This window comes from Alteracholeplasma palmae J233, from assembly GCF_000968055.1.
GTDB lineage: Bacteria > Bacillota_I > Bacilli_A > Acholeplasmatales > Acholeplasmataceae > Alteracholeplasma > Alteracholeplasma palmae.
Map to the genome: position 1 here is coordinate 223,357 of NC_022538.1, position 17,863 is coordinate 241,219.

Consider the following 17,863-nt stretch of genomic DNA (forward strand, 5'->3'; position numbering starts at 1 on the left):
AGATATATTGTAAGACGGGCTTACTTAAAGTATAATTTAATTATAAATAATTAAATATAAGATGTCGTTATAATCTTAAATGAAGGGAATTTAAACTATGAAAAAACTAATTTATAGAATATATCAAAAAATATTATATGTGGGGACTTTTTTCTTAAACTTTAAAGAACCGCTACTTTTAAAAGGAACAAAATCATTAGAAAAAATAAGTGATATTTTAGGTGATAGAAATATTAATAGTGTATTATTAGTTACTGATGCTAATTTAGTTAAATTAGGCTTACTTAATCATTTAAAAGAAATATTAGAAAGCTCAAATATCAAATACAGTATTTATGATGAAACACAGCCTAATCCAACTATTTATCAAGTAGATGATGCTTATAAAGTTTATAACGATAATAATTGTCAGGCAGTGATTTCAGTTGGTGGAGGCTCAGTCATAGATTTAGGCAAAATGGTTTTAGTTAAAGCTGCTTATCCTAAAAAAAGTATTACTAAATTTAAAGGGATCCTTAAGATACATAGAAAATTGCCTTTCCATATTGCTATACCAACAACTGTTGGGACAGGAAGTGAGGCGACATTAGCTGCGGTTGTTTCCAATCCAGATACACATGAAAAATATGCGATTATGGATACTCATTTAATTCCTGATGTTGCGATTCTTTCAAATGAGTTTGTAAGAAATCTTCCAAGAAATTTAATCGTTGAAACCTCTATGGATGCTCTTACTCATGCAATAGAAGCATATATAGGAAAGTCTAATACTAAAAAGACAAAAAAATATGCACTTGAGGCAATTAAACTCATTCTAGACAATGTAGAAAGTGCTTATGAAAAAGATGAAAAAAGTATTGAAGCCCTACATTATGCATCTTATTTAGCAGGGGTTTCATTTACAAGAGCTTATGTTGGAAATGTCCATGCAATAGCTCATACGCTAGGCGGTTTTTACAATGTACCACACGGTTTAGCAAACGCAATCATTCTTCCTCATGTTCTATCATATTATGGCAATAAAATTAATGAAAAAATAAGAAGTATTGAAGAATATACAAATAGAAAAGATTTAATTCAACATATTTTTATGTTAAATAAAAAGTTTAATATTCCTGAAAATTTAAATGGGTTAATAAAAGAAGAAGATATCGTAGTAATGATTAAAAGAGCTTTAAAAGAAGCGAATCCTTTATATCCTGTTCCAGTTATTTTTAACGATAAAGATTTTTTAAATATCTATCATAAGATTAATTAAAATTTTAAGGTAAGGAAGTGTTACTTTTGAACTCTGACCGTATCACCTATTTGATTAAAGGCTCACAAGAAAATAATAAAGAATATGTTTTATACTTTATGCAACAATCTGCTAGAGTATCTTATAATCATGCCTTAGCTTTTGCTATAAAGAAGGCTAATGAAAAGAATTTGCCTTTAGTTGTTTGTTTCTTATTTACAGATAATTACTTAGGAGCTAATAGAAGACACTATCAATTTTTATTAGAAGGAATTAAAGAAGTTGCACAACAATTAGATTCATTAGGGATTACCTTTATTACAAGATATGGAGATTTACTAGAAAGCATTCAACCACTTTTAGAAAAAACTGCTTTATTTGTTATGGATTATGGCTATTTAAAACCACAATTAGTTTTAAGAAGAAGTATCTATAATTATATAAAAACAAATCTTGATTTAGAAACATACATGATTGAATCGGATGTTTTAATTCCTGTTAGAAAAGCTTATCCTAAACTTGCTTATGGCGCATATGTCCTAAGACCTCACTTGATAAGAAAAAGAGCCTTATATAAAGATTTTAAAGGTTTAGAAGAAATAAAAAACCAAATGAAGGTCAATCTTACTACAGAGTTAGATTTTACAAATATTAATGCATTTTTAGATCACATGAAAATTGACCAGACTATTAAAGCTTCAGATTTATTTAAAGGTGGCTATAGTCAAGCTCTTTTACATTTAGAAGATTTTTTTACAAACAAAATTAAACATTATGAAAATAGAAATGATCCATCTTTAAGAATACAAAGTTATTTATCTATATATCTTCATTTTGGTCAAATATCAGTTTTAGAGATAATAGACTACTTGGATGATAAATTATCCCAAAATGAGATAACTCTAGAAATATATGATTCTTTTTTTGAACAACTAGTTGTTAGAAGAGAATTATCTTTTAATTTTGTTACATATCAGCCGAATTATGATACTTTTTCTTATATGACTGAAAAATGGGCTTATGACACAATGAAAGAACATGAAAATGACCCTAGAGAGTTTTTATATCATAAAGAAGAATTAGAATTAGGAAAGACCCATGATATATATTTTAATGCTGCTATGAAAGAAATGAGAGTGACTGGTTTTATGGCAGGGTACATGAGAATGTATTGGGCTAAAAAAATCATGGAATGGTCTTTATCTATGCAAGAAGCGTATGAAACAATTGTTGATTTAAACAATAAATACTTCTTAGATGGTAGAGACCCTAATTCATATCAAAATATTGCTTGGTGTTTTGGTAAAGCAGATAGACCATGGGCAAACAGAAATATATTTGGCACATTAAGGTATATGAATAGTGATGGATTAAAAAGAAAGTTTAAAATAGAACAGTATTTAGAATATATTGATAAATTATAGATAAGAAATGCTTTATTAGAAAGCGTTTTTTATTCGTAAATTGTTCGTATCATATATGAAAAAAAGTAAATTTTGTGTATAATGTTATACGTACACGCTTTTTATAAGCACGTAGTAGAAAGGATAATCATATGAAAAAAATTGATTTTGATTCAAAAGAATACTTAGATAAGGTAGACGCTTATTGGAGGGCTGCTGACTTTATTTCAGTAGGGCAATTATATTTAAAAGATAATCCACTTTTAAGAAGAGAAATAAAAAAAGAGGATATTAAAATTAAACCTATTGGTCACTGGGGAACTATCTCAGGACAAAACTTTATCTATGCACATTTAAATAGGGTAATTAATAAATATGATTTAAATATGTTTTATATTGAAGGACCAGGTCATGGTGGGCAAGTAATGGTTTCAAATGCTTATTTAGATGGAAGTTACACTGAAATTTATCCTGAAATCACTCAAGATGAAAAAGGACTTAAAAAATTATATAAACAGTTTTCATTTCCAGGTGGAGTGGCTTCCCACGCTGCTCCTGAAACAGTAGGTTCAATGCATGAAGGTGGAGAATTAGGCTATGCCTTATCTCATGGTGTAGGAGCCATTTTAGATAACCCTGATCAAATCGCAGCTGTTGTGATTGGCGATGGTGAGGCTGAGACTGGACCGCTTGCTGCATCGTGGTTTTCAAATGTGTTTATTAATCCTATTACAGATGGTGCAGTTTTACCTATTTTATATTTAAATGGCTTTAAAATATCTAATCCTACTATTTTATCAAGAAAGTCTGATGAAGAATTAACTTCAATTTTTAAAGGTTTAGGTTGGGATCCAATTTTTGTTGAAGGAACTGATCCTAAACTAGTTCATCCAGTAATGGCAAAAGCTCTTGACAATGCAGTTAGTTCTATTAAAAAAATCCAAGAAGATGCTAGAAAAAATGGTGTTAAAGGATTACCAAAATGGCCTGTTTTAATTGTTAGAACACCTAAAGGGTGGATGGGACCTAAAGTATGGGATAATAATCCAATTGAAGGATCATTTAGAGCACACCAAGTACCACTTCCAGTAACACAAAATAATTTAGAACATGTAGAAGAATTAGTTAACTGGATGAAGTCTTATAGACCGGATGAATTATTTGATGAAAATGGAAAATTAATTGAAACATTAAGGGATATGGCGCCAAAAGGAAATAAGAGAATGGCTAAAAATCCTATCGTTAATGGTGGAATTAATCCAAGAAATCTTATTTTAAATCCATTAGATAAATATGAATTTAAAGTAACAGATAGAGGAAATGTCTTTGCACAAGATATGACAGTTTTAGCGTATTACTTACAACAAGTCATGATAGATAATAAAGATAACTTTAGAATTTTTGGACCTGATGAAACAATGTCTAATAGATTGACTCCATTATTTAAAACAACTAATAGAGTATGGTTAGAAGATATTAAAGAACCTTTTGATCAATACTTAAATCCAGCAGGAAGAATTATTGACTCACAGTTATCAGAACATCAAGCAGAAGGCTTTTTAGAAGGATATGTATTAACAGGTAGACATGGTGTATTTACAAGTTATGAATCATTTTTAAGAGTTGTTGACTCAATGTTAACACAACACTTTAAATGGTTAAGAAAAGCGAAAGAACAAACATGGAGAAAAGACTATCCAGCACTAAATGTCATCGCAACCTCAACAGTATTCCAACAAGACCATAATGGATATACACACCAAGATCCAGGTTTATTAACTCACTTAGCTGAAAAAAAGGCAGAATTCATTCGTGAATATTTACCAGCTGATGCGAATAGTTTACTAGCGGTTATGGAAAAATCATTAACTGAAAGAGAAGTGATTAATTTAATTGTTGCCTCTAAACAACCAAGACCACAATGGTTTAGTCTAGAAGAAGCGAGAAGTCTATTTGAAAAAGGTGCTGGAATCATTCCATGGGCAAGTACTGATGAAACTAATCCAGACTTAATTATGGCAAGTTCAGGAAGTGAACCAACACTAGAACTAATGGCTGCGATTCAGCTTTTAAACGAAGCTTTCCCAAAACTTAAAATTAGAACAGTTAACGTCATTGACTTATTAAGATTAAGAGTCATAGAAAAAGATGAACGTGGATTAACTCATGAAGCATTTGATGCTTTATTTACTCAAGATAAACCAATCGTATTTGCTTTCCACGGTTATGAAGGATTAATTAGAGATATTTTCTTTGATAGACATAATCATAATATAGCAATTCATGGATATAGAGAAAATGGAGATATTACAACCCCATTTGATATTAGAGTCTTAAATCAAATGGATAGATTCCATTTAGCTAAGAGTGCTGCTTTAAAGGTATATGGTAAAAAGGCAGAAAGCTTTGTGAATAAAATGGATGAATATCTTAATAAACATCATGAATTTATTAGAGCAAACGGAACAGATATAGAAGAAGTAGAAAACTTTGTTTGGAAACCTTTAAATAAATAATTAATAAGAACTGTTTAGGAATTTTATACTCTTAAGCAGTTTTTTTATGTTATCATTAAAAAAATAAATGTATAAAAATATGATATAATTTTTTATATGAGGTGTTAATTATGGAACCGTATCAGAAAAATAAGCGTATTTTCAATTTGTCAGTGATTCTTTTTTTTATCTTGAATATTGGATTTACTTATCTACTAAAGACAAATGTTTTAAATAGATACTTAGTTACTTTTGATAGAAATGTTTTGGGGGAAATCAATTCTTTTTTAGGTGATTTAGCTATCTTACTTCTTATATTTACAATTGTTTTTATTGTGGTTAAAAAGCCTAAAAAAAGGATTTTAGCATTGTTCATAAGTACTTTTTTACTTAATTTTGCTTTGTATATCTTAACTATTTTTTCTAAATATTATGGGACAGCTTTTTCAATTTACTCGCTACAAACCGTTACAAGTAATCCTGCCCCAGAATTAGCTTTTACTATTTTATTAGAAGCTTTAAAAGAATTATTTATATACTACAGAATTATTCTTTTTATTCCTAGTTTTATTTTATTAGGTTTATATATCTTATATGATAAAAAGATAGAAACTGATAATATGTATAAAACTACTTATAAAAGAGTTTATATATCAGTTTTAGCAGTCTGCAGTTTAATGATTATTAACTTAACTGTTTTTAGTACACTATCTAATAAATGGGTTTTAAATGCTTCAAGAAGTACTTATGTGAGTCAGAATATAGGAACTTATAGTTATTATGTATATGAAATGTTAGGACAAGACTTTAGACTTGAAATCAAAGATTATTTTGATGAAAAGAAAGCTTATGAATTATCTGATAAATATAATAAAAATAAAGATAGTTATAGTAGTTTTATTGATGGAAAAGAATATAGTAATCAATTACTAACAAAAGATAGCCAAAACTTAACACTTAAAAATGAGTATGAAAATAAAGAAAGTTTAAATGGTATTTTTAAAGATAAAAATATTGTATTAGTTCATTTAGAATCTTTTAATTATTATTTATATGAAATAGAAGAAATATCACAACATTTCCCTTTTTTAAAGGAAGTATTAAAAGAAAGTTATGTCCTAGATAACTTTTATACAAACGTTGGTATAGGTACGAGTGCTGATGCAGAATTCAGTGTTTCAACTGGACTTAATGCACTAGGAGATTCAACTATTTATTGGGAATATACAAATAAATATCATGAAGAGTTAGAACTTCCAAGTTTATCTAAATATTTTAAAAATCAAAATTATTATACTGAATCACTGCATGCCGATAGAAGAGTATTTTATAATCGAGAAAACGTGCATCCTAAAATGCTAGGCTTTGACCGATATTATTCACTTGAAAACTTTATGGAAGATAATTATAATAATCTAAACTATAATCATAATAACCCTTGGATAAGTGATATAGGATTAACAGAACAATTGTATAAGACAAAAGACTCACTCCAATCACCATACATGTTATATCCTATTACAATGATGCCTCATACTCCATTTGAGTATGATCCATATATAGGGACAGAAGATGAAGTTATATATAATAATACTTGGGAAAAAAAGTTATCTAAAGCTACTTTAAAATATCTTAAATATGCTAAGTATTATGATGAAGTGATAAAAAGTTTTTTTATTGATCCTAAAACAAATGAAAGAAGAGATATGGACAATACAGTTTATATTTTTTATGGTGATCATGGTGCAGGGGTTAATAAGAAAGATTTAGAGACAATCTATGGAAAAAAACTAGAACCTTCTTTATATAGAAAAATAAGTAATCAGACAATTGCCTTTATTTATTCACCGTCAAATGAAATAAAGACGCTTTATGATGGTAGTGAACTTCCTAAAGGAAATTTTATAGGTAATCAAGACCTTGTAAGATCTCAAATTGATTTATATAGAACAATTGTTGAATTATTTGATTTGGCAGAAAAAGATGATTACTATTTTGGGGTTAATTTACTTAGTAAAGAAAAAACATATAGTATTGATAGTAGAGTTTTAGATATTATCGTTGATGATAATTTATATCCTTTAGTCAATACTAAAAATTCAATTGATAAAACTACAACAATCAGTGATGAAATATTGTCTAAAATTATTGAAAGAAAGATGTTAAATGATTATTTAATTGATCAAAATTTTTTCTTAAAGCTTAAAACGAAGGAAAAAGAAAATGGAACTCATAATTAATGGTAAGGAATTCTTTTCGCAAATAAAAGAAGAAATTGATAGGGCTTCGTATAAAATTGAAATCCAAATGTTTATATGGAGAAATGATGACATTGGAAATGAAATCTTAGAAGCTCTTTTAAAGGCTGCTAAAAGAGGGGTTAAAATAAAAATTATTAAGGATGCCTATGGTGTGATATTTGAATCTTCTGAAGAGAATTGCCAAACATTGTTTCATCAAAAAGCTCCAATTAAATATAAAATGATAGCCTTTATTTTAAAGAATATTTTTTATCAAGCAAATGCTAAAAAAATAAAACGAAAGGTAACTATGAGCAGAGATGAGTTTTTAAACATGCCTAATGTTAGTTTTCATTCAGGTAATTTTAGAAATCATACTAAGTATTTTATTTTTGATGAAAAAATATTATTTATTGGTGGTATCAATATAGAAGATAAAGAAGTGAGTTCAGATATCAAACTAAGGAAATATCATGATTATATGGTCAAAATAGAAAGTAAAGATGAAGTTAACTACTTTAGAGAAAGACTAGCACTTAAAAAACAATATGATGACAGTAAAAAAATTGATTACATTATTAATCAAAAAAGTCATCTAGAAACGCATCATTTATTAAAAATGATTAAAAATGCTAAAGAACGTATTTATATGGCAATGGCATATTTTGGAAATAAGGAAGTAAGAGATGCCTTATTTGAGGCTACTAAAAACAATGTAGAGGTTAAAATTATTACAAGTGATGATTCAAATGTACAAACACACTATAATAAACAAATATTAAATGAATATGTTAAAAATAATATTGAAGTATACTTTCATAAAGGGCTGATACATGCAAAGGCTATCTTGATTGATGAAAAGCTAGTTGTTGGGTCAATTAACTTAAATGATGCCGGTATTTATAAGTTAGGAGAAACTTCTATAGTGACAACAGAAAAAAAACTTATCTTAGATTTTCTAAAAGATTTTAATAAACTCAAAGAAGCATCTGAAATAAGTAATAGTCAAAATTTAAAATATAGTAAAATACGTTCATTTTTAGAAAAAGTATTTAGTTAAAAAAAATCAATCCTAGGATTGATCTTTTTTATTTAATATTAAAATAATTCATAAATAGTGTGATATGTTCTTTGAACAGTTCTTCATAAGTTAACATAAATCCTTCAGGATTATCTGTTAGATATTTTTCATAGAAATGATAAATAAAGAATGAATGATAAAGTTTGGCAGCTAAGAGAGGATTTTCCTTTTTCATTAGCCCTTTATCCATCAAGTTTTTAAAATAGTAAGTCAAAGCAGTTCTAGGTTTGATAATAAATTCATCATGTAAAATATTTTTTAAAGCATTACTATTAAACTGTTCAGGTATTAAAAGTCGAGTTAACTGATTGATTTCTTCTTTTTCAAAAAAGGTATTAGTAGATAGAGAAATATTAGTGAAAAATTCTCTAGGAGATAAATCATCTCTTTTATATAGTGGGTAGATCTCTTTTCTCATTTTCTCTACTAAACTATCAGCGATAGAAAGTAAAATTTCTTCTTTACCTTTATAGTGGTTATAAATAGAAGCTGCTTTAATACCAACGGATTTTGCTAAATCTCTCATACCTACGTTGTTATATCCGTTTTTACTAAAAAGCTCTAATGCATTTTTATAAATAAGTTCTTTTGTAGTCATATGTCTTATACCTCCAGTGTTAGGTTATAAAATAACATTGTTTATAGATATTGTATAAGTATTTTGAAATAAAATCAATATTAAAGCATTTTATAGATTATTTATTGTTTTTTATTAAGTTTAATATATGATTATAGTCATTTAGTTTGGAAACAGGAAGTTCAATATCTGGTTTAATTCCGTTTTCAATGTCATGATAGGTGTTAGTTTGTTTATCTTTGTAACTTAAGACATTTAAACTACTCATGTGAAAGGCAGTTCCTGTAGGGGAAATAACAGGAATGATTGAAGAAGCACCGCCACCAGATTGTGTACCTATGAGTGTTGCGATACTTTGATTTTTTGCAATAGATGCCATGAGGTTAGCTGCACTAAAAGTCACCTTAGAAGTTAAGATATACCAGCTAGCATCAGCCTTTCTATTTTCAGTTGTGACTCTGTATGTATAAGTAATAGAACTCTTTTCTAATGGGTTTTGATAGCTTAACTCTATGTCTTTATCAGTCATGTAACCTAAAACTCTTAGAAGAGCTCCTAAGTTACCTCCTGTGTTATATGAAATATCTAGAATAATATTTTTAGTATACGGTTTCGTATCATAGATTGTTTTTAAAGTTTTTTCATAAAGTCAGAAGAATCTTTACCGTTTAAATCAGTGGAGGCTTTTGTATCAAAACTGTCAAGATAAATAATAGCAGTTTCGTTATCTAAAAATTTATAATTTGAACTCGGTCTAGCTTTTGTTAATGCTTGAACTTGATAGAGTGTTTGATACCAGTTTTGAGTCTTTTCTCCTAATTGAGTTAAACTAGTGAGTTTGGTAGTTTTATTTTTATTTAAATAAAACGAATCTGCATCATAGCTAGAGTGTAATTCATCTAACTCTTCATTAATAAATTGAAATTGTCCTAAACTAGATTTTTGAGGATCTCTACTTAAAAAGTTTTTTAGGTAAGCTTTAGAATATGAGTAAAATGACATAGGTTTACTGATTCCATAGAAGTAATCAAATGTAAAAGCATAAAAATCATAGTTATATCTAACAATATCAAAAGGTATATAAGTATTGTTTAGTGAACTCTCTCTTAATGTTTTTACTACATTATCTTCAGGTATGGCATAAATTCCGTAAAAGTTATCATAATTATAATAAAGATTAAAATAAGAATCATTTAAAAATAAAATATTAAATAAGTGGGCTGGCATGTAAAGATTATTATCTTTTTTAAATAAATCCATACGATATTCATCTAAATCAAATTTGATAGGTAAACCGCTATTATATTCAGTACTTATTACATCAAGGCCTTTACTAAAGTCTGTTTGAGTAGAATAAAAATAGCTAGAAAAGAAATTAAGTGATGAGGAAGTAATCGTATTGTCTAATTCATTGAAATAAGCTTTATATTCAAATGTGTTTGAATTTGATTCTACTAAATAAGATATATCAACGCCAGAATCGGTATATAAAAATTCTAAATCTTTAGAATAAATAAGACCATCTAATAATAAAAGTGATTCTTCTATATTTAAATAAGGGATATTTCCGTTATCTAAAAAGTAGGTTGGTATTTGATTTAAATTTAAATTATATTCATTACTTAAGTTTGTAAAAGAAATATTTTTAGAAGAAGTGATGTTTTCATAGTCATCAAAAGGCAGAACAGTAATGTTTAAATTTTTAATTTGACTAGAAAAACCATTTTTCAATGTAGCGGATAAAGTTGCTTGAATGCTAGTTTCTCCTTTTTTAGGAGGTAATATAATTCCTTCATGAGTAACTACTTCAGGATTTGAAGAAATCCAGGTAATCGTTGAACCATGCTTACCTTTATAAGGAAGAACTAGAGCGGTTTTTTGGTTATAGGAAATGCTTTCTAATAGTAATAAGTCTTCAATATCTCTTTCAATAATGTTTTTTCCGTTAGCACAAGCGACTAAAATAAGTGAGAGTCCTAACAACAATAATAAAAGACTAATTTTTTTAATTTAAGTTTGATTGACATAATATATTCTAACATTTATTTTGCATAGTATATAATGTATAAAATAATGGTTATCAGAACCAATATCATTGTAAAAGACCAAGAAAAAAGAATAGTGGATTTAGGTATTTTTTCTTTATTTGTTCTATATTCATAGAGATCTTCTTTTATTTTTCTATTCAATACTGATCCCCAAAAAGATTTAACCCCATAAATAATAGTATCGAATAGCCCATGGTTTATAACGATTTGAAACCAGCTATATGCTACAAAAATAATAGTAGTTAGAGTGAATGAGTTTACCCAAGCTAAAAAAGTAAAAGAATTTTGAAAAAGCAGACCTAAGAAAACTAAAATTAGTGCAGTTAATGAAAAGAAAACTATTTTTTTATAATTTAATTTAATATTTTTATAATTTATCATGCGATTTTTACCTACTTTCTAGTAAATTTTAATAGAAAAAGCCAAAAAAATCAAATGAACACGTTTTCATAATGAAAAAAAGACAAAAAAGATGTTTTTTTTGTTGACTGAGCGTGCTATTTGTAGTAAACTCTTTCCAAACCATATTTTAAAAGGAGAAAAAAATGAAAAAATTGTTTGGAATATTACTTACCGCAGTTGCAACATTAACGCTTGTAGCGTGTGGTGATAGTTTTAAAAAAGATCCGAATACGTATTATACATCAATTAGTGATACGACTAATATAAATCCGTATTCTGTTACACTAGCAAATGCATCAACATTATATGACCTAGTTTCAGCAGGCTTATATAGAGGTGAAATTGATTGGGCAGCTTCAGGGAAAACTGAAGGTGACTTTTCAGATACTGCTAATTTAGTATATACTAGAGTTCCTTTTTTAGCAGCAGAACAACCTCAAGCATTTGGTGATACTGTAAAGACAAACGAAGATACAACTAATCCAGATGCAGCAACAGAATCACAAGAATGGAAAATTAAGTTACGTAGTGGCTTAACATTCGAAGATGGTACACCAATTACTGCAACTACATACGTAGAATCATGGAAGAGACTTTTAGATCCTAAGGTATTAAATGATAGAGCTGTTAATATTTATGATACTTCATATGTAGGTATTGTTGGAGCCGAATCATACTTTAGTCAAGGTAAGAGTGTTGTTGATAGCGCAAGTAATCCAGTTTTCACAGATGAAGTAAATAAAAATAATGCTGATATCGAAAATCCTGATCAATTAGGATATGTTTACTTAGCAGAAAGCAAGAATAAAGATGGTTTAGTAGTTCGTACAGCTGGTTGGTATCCTGAAAGCGTTGAGGCGGAAGATGCAGTGACTGCAGATAGACTTCCAGATGGAACTGAAGATGTTGAACTTGCAAAAGGTGGGAAAGTTAAAGTTCCTGCAGGAAAAGTGAGAAGATACTATAAAGAATTTTCTTGGGACAATGTAGAAGTTCAAGCTGTTGATAATGATACTACCATTCAATTTGCACTTAGAAAACCAAAAAGCAGATGGGATCTTAAAGGGTCATTCACAAGTGCTGTAACTGGTGTTGTTCACTTAGCTAAGTATGATGCTGGTATGTCAGCTGATGGTACTAAAACAACTTATGGTACTGCTGAAAATCCACTTATTTCATATGGACCATATAAGTTAACTACTTGGCAAAAGAGTGTAGTATTTGAATTTAGTAAAAACGATAAATTCTTTGATAAAGATGCTTATAGAATTGAAAAAATTCGCTATAATGTCTTGACAGATCAAAAAGTAATTGTTAATGAATTTGAAGCAGGTAGAATAGATGTTGCTGGTGTTGGTGGAAGTTACTTTGATAAATATAAGAGTCATCCAACATTAAAATTAACACCTGATAGCTATACATTTAGATTTGCATTTAATTCAGAAAGAAAAGTAGACGGTAAATTAACAGCAGTAAGTATTAACGAATTTAGAAAAGCATTCTATTTTGCAGTTAATAGAACAGAGTTAGCAAATGGCTCTGCAGCTCCTGCAACACCAACACAAACATTATTAAATGATCAATACTATACAAGTGAATTTGCAACAACTAAATATAGAGATACGGCATCAGGTAAAGCCGTTATCCAAAGCCTATCACCAGCTACACAAGGTTATAATCCAACAGAAGCAAAGAGATTGTTTGATGAAGCTTATAATAAAGCTGTCACTGAGGGTTTAGTAGTTCAAGGACAACCATTAAAATTAGAATATCTTGTATTAAATGCTGATTCAAATATCGCAATCGCTAACCAAGTAAAAGAAAGCGTATTAAACGCATTCCAAGCTAAAGAAGGCCAAGCAAATGCAGGTAAATTTGAATTTGTTGTTAATGCACAAGAAACTGATGCAATGGATGACCTAGCAAAAAAAGGAAGTTTTGATATTATGTTTAGAGCATGGGGCGGACTAGACTTTGATGCAGTAGGTTTATTAGGACAAGTATACAGCAATAAATATTCATATATGAATGAAAAAGGGTTCCAAACAGCTGATAAAGTACTAACATTTACTCTTTCTGATAAAGCAATTGAAAAAATTAATAAAGCTAAAAATACTGATACAGAAAAAAAATATACTAATATTTTAGTAAATGGTAATGATGTTACAGCTAAATATGATGATGCATTTAACTTATTAGAATATGAAATATTATATTCAGAATACTCTGAACGTGCAGGTGACTTAGCAGCAATTGCAGCAGCAATGGAAAAATATATATTAGTAGATGAAGTGATTGCTATTCCGCTATTTGGTAGAGTTGGTGCTTCAGCATACAGCAGTAGAGTTAAATTCGATTTCCAAGCATACCATAGTTGGTTAGGATGGGGCGGATTACGCTATATGTCATTGACAACTGACAAATAACATTGTAAAATATACCTTAATAAATTAAAGGTTATATAATAAAAAGATATTAACAACCCCGAGTTAATGCTCAGGGGTTGTTTGTGTCAAAAAAGAGGTGTTCAAGAAAATGAGAGACTATATTTTAAAAAGACTAGGATTAATGATAGTTACAGCAATGCTTATCATATTTTTAGTTTTTGTTTTTATTAAATTGCTTCCTGACTATCAAGAAGCTGTTTTAGGATCTAATCCTGCAAATGCAGATTGGATTAAACAAAGAGAGGGATATGATAAACCAATTTTGGAACAATTTGGTATTTGGATAAGTAATATTTTTGTTCATGGAGAATTTGGTTGGTCAGTTACAAAAAATCAAGACGCTGCTGCTGTCTTAGGAGAAAGAATTCCTGTTACAGTTAGAATCAACATTATTCCATACCTAATATCAATTCCAATTGGGTTTGCTTTAGGTATTTGGTCTGCCTTAAAGAAAAATAAATTTACAGATCATGCAATTTCATTGGGTGTCGTATTCTTTATTTCAGTTCCAGGATTTGTTGTTGCTACATTGTTACAGTACTTTTTAGGATATAAGTGGAATATTTTACCACCTATGTTGGCATCATCAGTTGAAGTTCAAGCAAACCCAGCGCTTGCAATTACTTCTATGATTTTACCAACATTAGCGTTAACTTTTGGTTCTGTCGCATCATTAACAAGGGTTACAAGGGCTGAACTAACAGAAGTTTTAACATCGGATTTTATGCTTTTATGTAGAACTAAAGGACTTACTAGAAAACAAGCTACTGTTAGACATGCATTAAGAAATTCAATGGTTCCTTTGGCACCATCAATTATTGGTGGCTTTGTTTCAATTTTATCAGGATCTCTTATTATAGAAAGAATTTTTAGAGTTCCTGGAATTGGTGGAGTATTCTTAGAAGGTATTAGTGGTAGAGACTATCCACTTGTTATGACAGTAATGATGTTCTATACAGTTATTGGATTATTGACTACATTAGTAATTGACCTATCTTATGGAATTATTGACCCAAGAATTAGAATGGGAGGTGGAAAAAGATGAGTGAAAAAGTAGTTAGAAATAAAGAAGATTTTGTTTTTGTACAAAACAACCAATTTATTAGTGATGAAGCTTTAAAAACTAAACCGATTGGCTACTATAAAGATGCATGGAATAGATTGAAGAAAAATAAAGTATCTTTAGCTTCGTTTTTCATTTTAGCTTTTCTATTTTTCATGGTAATTTTTGCACCACTTTTTAATGGCTATTCAGTAAGTGATAGAAACGTTAGATTAAAACAGTTACCAGCTAAAATACAAGGACTAGAAAAAATTGGTATTTTTAACGGAACAAAGGTGATTCAATCGTTTAATAGAAATGAATATAAAAACTTGGAAGAAAATGGTATTGTAAAAAAAGTAGTCGAAAAAGAACAAAATAGTTTTCCAGTTTATTATTTTACAGTAGATTACTATGCATACGTAGATTATCAAAATACATATGGTGAAAAAGCAGCACTTATTTTAACTGCTAGCGAATTTAATGCTTTAAACCCTGAATTAATTGTTAAATATGAAACTATTAATCAAACAGTTTATAGAATTGATGAGGCAGAATTTAATAAGATTCCAGATAGTATTGAAGTTGATTATATAATAGAAGACAGTGGTTTATATCGATTCACTCAAGAAGAATGGGAAAAGATTGCTTCGCTTGAACTAATTGCAGAAACAAGCGAAAGTATAATGTATCAAACTAATGTTAAGTATTTTCAATATCTTGGATATAAAGAAGGAGAAACACCATATTATTGGTTTGGGTCTGATTTAGAAGGTAGAGATTTGTTTACTGTACTATGGACTGGAGCTAGAATTTCCTTGATGGTTGCTTTTGCCGTAGCCTTAACTAATATTGCAATTGGTATTGTTATTGGAGCTATATCAGGATACTATGGTGGGGTTATCGATTTATTAATTGAGCGATTTACTGAAGTATTAAGTGGAATACCTTTTATGGCTGTACTTACTTTAATGGTTTTAAGATTTGGAAATGGATTCGGAGTCATTGTTGTAGCATTCACTTTAACTGGTTGGATTGGTATTGCTTCTTTAACAAGAACTCAGTTTTATAGATATAAAAACAGAGAATATGTTTTAGCGTCTCGTACATTAGGAGCTAGCGATTTTAGAATTATGAGTAGACATATTTTTCCAAATGCTGCAGGTACCTTGATTACTAGTGTTGTACTTATTGTACCAGCAATCATCTTTACTGAATCAACATATTCATATCTAGGAATTATTAATTATGGTGATATTGATAGTGTTGGTAGATTATTATCAATTGGTCAAACAAATATGATTGAAAGTCCACATTTACTGTTATATCCAGCCATCTTTATTTCTATATTGATGTTAGCCTTTAATTTATTTGGGAACGGGTTAAGAGATGCCTTTAATCCATCTTTAAGAGGAGTTGATGAATAATGAGTAATAATAATATATTAAGTGTTAATAATTTGACAATTCACTTTAAGACGCAACAAGGGATATTACAAGCTGTTAGAGGAATCAACTTTGATTTGAAAAAAGGTGAGACTCTTGCTATTGTTGGAGAATCGGGTTCAGGGAAAAGTGTTACTTCTAGAGCAATTATGGGAATATTGGCAGGTAATGCTATACATGATGCTGGAACAATTATCTATGATGAAAAAGACTTGATGAAAATATCCGAGTCAGAATTTCATGAAATTAGAGGAAGTAAAATTTCTATGATTTTCCAGGATCCTATGTCCAGTCTTAACCCAATAATGAAAGTTGGGAAACAAATTTCAGAAGCTCTCAGATTAAAATTAAAGATGAATAAGGAAGAATCTAAAAAAAGAGCAATTGAACTAATGCAAGAAGTGGGAATTTCAGATGCTGAGAGAAGATATCATCAGTATCCTTTCCAATTTTCAGGTGGGATGAGACAAAGAATTGTTATTGCTATTGCATTAGCAAATGATGCGGAGATTCTTATTTGTGATGAGCCTACAACAGCTTTAGATGTTACGATTCAAGCACAAATTCTTGAATTAATTAATAGAATTAAAAGTGAAAGGCAATTGTCAGTTATTTTTATTACGCATGATCTCGGTGTTGTTGCAAATATGGCAGATAGGGTTGCAGTTATGTATGCTGGTAAGATTGTTGAATATGGATTATCTGAAGATATATTTTATAATCCCAAACATCCATATACATGGGCTTTATTATCAGCTATGCCAGATTTAGATTCAAAAGAAAAATTATTTGCTATACCTGGGACACCTCCAGATATGCATTTTCCTCCTAAAGGAGACGCCTTTGCACCTAGAAATAAATATGCTTTAAAAATAGATTTTGATGAAGAACCACCGTATTTTAAAATTAATGAAAATCATTATGCTGCAACTTGGTTATTAGATGAAAATGCTCCAAAAGTTGATATGCCAGAAATTATTTCTAAAAGAATCGAAAGAAGAAATAAAGGAAAAAACAGTGAAAAGGAAGTGCTGAAATGATTGATAAAAATAACGAATTATTAGTAGTTAAGAATTTAAAACAGCATTTCAATGTTGGATCTGGAAAAAGGAAACTAGTAGTGAAAGCAATTGATGATATTAGTTTTAGTGTATACAAAGGAGAAGTTTTTGGACTTGTTGGTGAATCAGGCTGTGGAAAAACGACAACAGGACGTACCATTATTAAACTCTATAATGCTACTGATGGTGAAGTGTACTTTGAAGGTGCCAGAATAACAGCTGGTACTCAAGGATATATTGAAAATATCAAAAATGCTAAACTAGAATATAAGAATAATGTACTTAAGTTAACTCCTGCTAAAATGAAAATTAAAGAAGTCGAAAATAAAACAGCTAAGAAGCTAGCTCAAATTGATTCTAAGAGTAAAGAAGAGCGTGGGCAATT

General features: G+C 29.2%; 13 protein-coding genes and 1 pseudogene. 10 read left to right on the top strand and 4 right to left on the bottom strand.

What is annotated here, in order from left to right; genetic code table 11:
• The first annotated feature begins 97 nt into the window (after nucleotides 1-97).
• The 5 genes from BN854_RS01090 to BN854_RS01110 all read left to right on the top strand — a co-directional run bounded on the left by BN854_RS01090 (nucleotide 98) and on the right by BN854_RS01110 (nucleotide 8,435).
• Nucleotides 98-1,258 carry an iron-containing alcohol dehydrogenase gene (locus BN854_RS01090; RefSeq protein WP_026655183.1) on the top strand — a complete coding sequence of 387 codons (1,161 nt, stop codon included), beginning with the start codon at nucleotides 98-100 and terminating at the stop codon, nucleotides 1,256-1,258.
• A 26-nt stretch (nucleotides 1,259-1,284) separates the two neighbouring features.
• Complete coding sequence (locus BN854_RS01095) at nucleotides 1,285-2,661, top strand: deoxyribodipyrimidine photo-lyase (protein ID WP_026655191.1); 1,377 nt, start codon at nucleotides 1,285-1,287, stop codon at nucleotides 2,659-2,661.
• Between the two features lie 131 nt (nucleotides 2,662-2,792).
• On the top strand, nucleotides 2,793-5,156 hold the full coding sequence (locus BN854_RS01100; RefSeq protein WP_026655199.1) for a phosphoketolase family protein: 2,364 nt from the start codon (nucleotides 2,793-2,795) through the stop codon (nucleotides 5,154-5,156).
• A 110-nt stretch (nucleotides 5,157-5,266) separates the two neighbouring features.
• Nucleotides 5,267-7,375, top strand: a complete 2,109-nt coding sequence (locus BN854_RS01105; RefSeq protein WP_026655208.1) for an LTA synthase family protein — start codon at nucleotides 5,267-5,269, stop codon at nucleotides 7,373-7,375.
• Nucleotides 7,359-8,435 carry a phospholipase D-like domain-containing protein gene (locus BN854_RS01110; protein ID WP_026655217.1) on the top strand — a complete coding sequence of 359 codons (1,077 nt, stop codon included), beginning with the start codon at nucleotides 7,359-7,361 and terminating at the stop codon, nucleotides 8,433-8,435. The genes BN854_RS01105 and BN854_RS01110 overlap by 17 nt, the downstream gene beginning before the upstream one ends.
• A 28-nt stretch (nucleotides 8,436-8,463) precedes the next feature.
• On the opposite strand, the gene BN854_RS01115 is transcribed toward BN854_RS01110, so the two are convergent.
• The 4 genes from BN854_RS01115 to BN854_RS01130 form a co-directional block, all read right to left on the bottom strand.
• Nucleotides 8,464-9,054 (bottom strand): TetR/AcrR family transcriptional regulator, encoded by a 591-nt coding sequence (locus tag BN854_RS01115; RefSeq protein WP_026655224.1) that lies wholly within the window; start codon nucleotides 9,052-9,054, stop codon nucleotides 8,464-8,466.
• Between the two features lie 97 nt (nucleotides 9,055-9,151).
• Complete coding sequence (locus BN854_RS01120; RefSeq protein ID WP_084600757.1) at nucleotides 9,152-9,658, bottom strand: S41 family peptidase; 507 nt, start codon at nucleotides 9,656-9,658, stop codon at nucleotides 9,152-9,154.
• A 5-nt stretch (nucleotides 9,659-9,663) separates the two neighbouring features.
• Nucleotides 9,664-11,019, bottom strand: coding sequence for an immunoglobulin-like domain-containing protein (locus BN854_RS01125; protein WP_157868335.1), 1,356 nt, complete (start codon nucleotides 11,017-11,019; stop codon nucleotides 9,664-9,666).
• Nucleotides 11,020-11,075: 56 nt separating this feature from the next.
• Nucleotides 11,076-11,462, bottom strand: coding sequence for a DUF3899 domain-containing protein (locus tag BN854_RS01130; RefSeq protein ID WP_026655248.1), 387 nt, complete (start codon nucleotides 11,460-11,462; stop codon nucleotides 11,076-11,078).
• Nucleotides 11,463-11,626: 164 nt separating this feature from the next.
• Between BN854_RS01130 and BN854_RS01135 the strand changes: the two genes are divergently transcribed.
• The 5 genes and pseudogenes from BN854_RS01135 to BN854_RS08070 all read left to right on the top strand — a co-directional run.
• Nucleotides 11,627-13,909 carry an ABC transporter substrate-binding protein gene (locus tag BN854_RS01135; RefSeq protein ID WP_026655257.1) on the top strand — a complete coding sequence of 761 codons (2,283 nt, stop codon included), beginning with the start codon at nucleotides 11,627-11,629 and terminating at the stop codon, nucleotides 13,907-13,909.
• 109 nt (nucleotides 13,910-14,018) lie between these two features.
• Entirely contained in the window at nucleotides 14,019-14,975 is a 957-nt protein-coding gene (locus BN854_RS01140; RefSeq protein ID WP_026655266.1) for an ABC transporter permease, read from the top strand.
• Complete coding sequence (locus BN854_RS07615; RefSeq protein WP_026655273.1) at nucleotides 14,972-16,399, top strand: ABC transporter permease; 1,428 nt, start codon at nucleotides 14,972-14,974, stop codon at nucleotides 16,397-16,399. The genes BN854_RS01140 and BN854_RS07615 overlap by 4 nt, the downstream gene beginning before the upstream one ends.
• Nucleotides 16,399-17,457, top strand: a complete 1,059-nt coding sequence (locus BN854_RS01150) for an ABC transporter ATP-binding protein (protein WP_026655282.1) — start codon at nucleotides 16,399-16,401, stop codon at nucleotides 17,455-17,457. Before BN854_RS07615 ends, BN854_RS01150 begins: the two co-directional genes overlap by 1 nt.
• Nucleotides 17,454-17,693 (top strand): annotated as a pseudogene (locus BN854_RS08070) (ATP-binding cassette domain-containing protein); the annotation flags it as partial. The gene BN854_RS01150 and the pseudogene BN854_RS08070, both read left to right, overlap by 4 nt.
• Nucleotides 17,694-17,863: the final 170 nt, after the last annotated feature.

What these genes read in the sequence shown, in the direction of transcription:
- BN854_RS01130 (WP_026655248.1), bottom strand. Translation starts at nt 11,462, where the DNA reads ATGATAAATTATAAAAATATTAAATTAAATTATAAAAAAATAGTTTTC.
- BN854_RS01115 (WP_026655224.1), bottom strand. Translation starts at nt 9,054, where the DNA reads ATGACTACAAAAGAACTTATTTATAAAAATGCATTAGAGCTTTTTAGT.
- BN854_RS01140 (WP_026655266.1), top strand. Translation starts at nt 14,019, where the DNA reads ATGAGAGACTATATTTTAAAAAGACTAGGATTAATGATAGTTACAGCA.
- BN854_RS01105 (WP_026655208.1), top strand. Translation starts at nt 5,267, where the DNA reads ATGGAACCGTATCAGAAAAATAAGCGTATTTTCAATTTGTCAGTGATT.
- BN854_RS01090 (WP_026655183.1), top strand. Translation starts at nt 98, where the DNA reads ATGAAAAAACTAATTTATAGAATATATCAAAAAATATTATATGTGGGG.
- BN854_RS07615 (WP_026655273.1), top strand. Translation starts at nt 14,972, where the DNA reads ATGAGTGAAAAAGTAGTTAGAAATAAAGAAGATTTTGTTTTTGTACAA.
- BN854_RS01150 (WP_026655282.1), top strand. Translation starts at nt 16,399, where the DNA reads ATGAGTAATAATAATATATTAAGTGTTAATAATTTGACAATTCACTTT.
- BN854_RS01110 (WP_026655217.1), top strand. Translation starts at nt 7,359, where the DNA reads ATGGAACTCATAATTAATGGTAAGGAATTCTTTTCGCAAATAAAAGAA.
- BN854_RS01135 (WP_026655257.1), top strand. Translation starts at nt 11,627, where the DNA reads ATGAAAAAATTGTTTGGAATATTACTTACCGCAGTTGCAACATTAACG.
- BN854_RS01100 (WP_026655199.1), top strand. Translation starts at nt 2,793, where the DNA reads ATGAAAAAAATTGATTTTGATTCAAAAGAATACTTAGATAAGGTAGAC.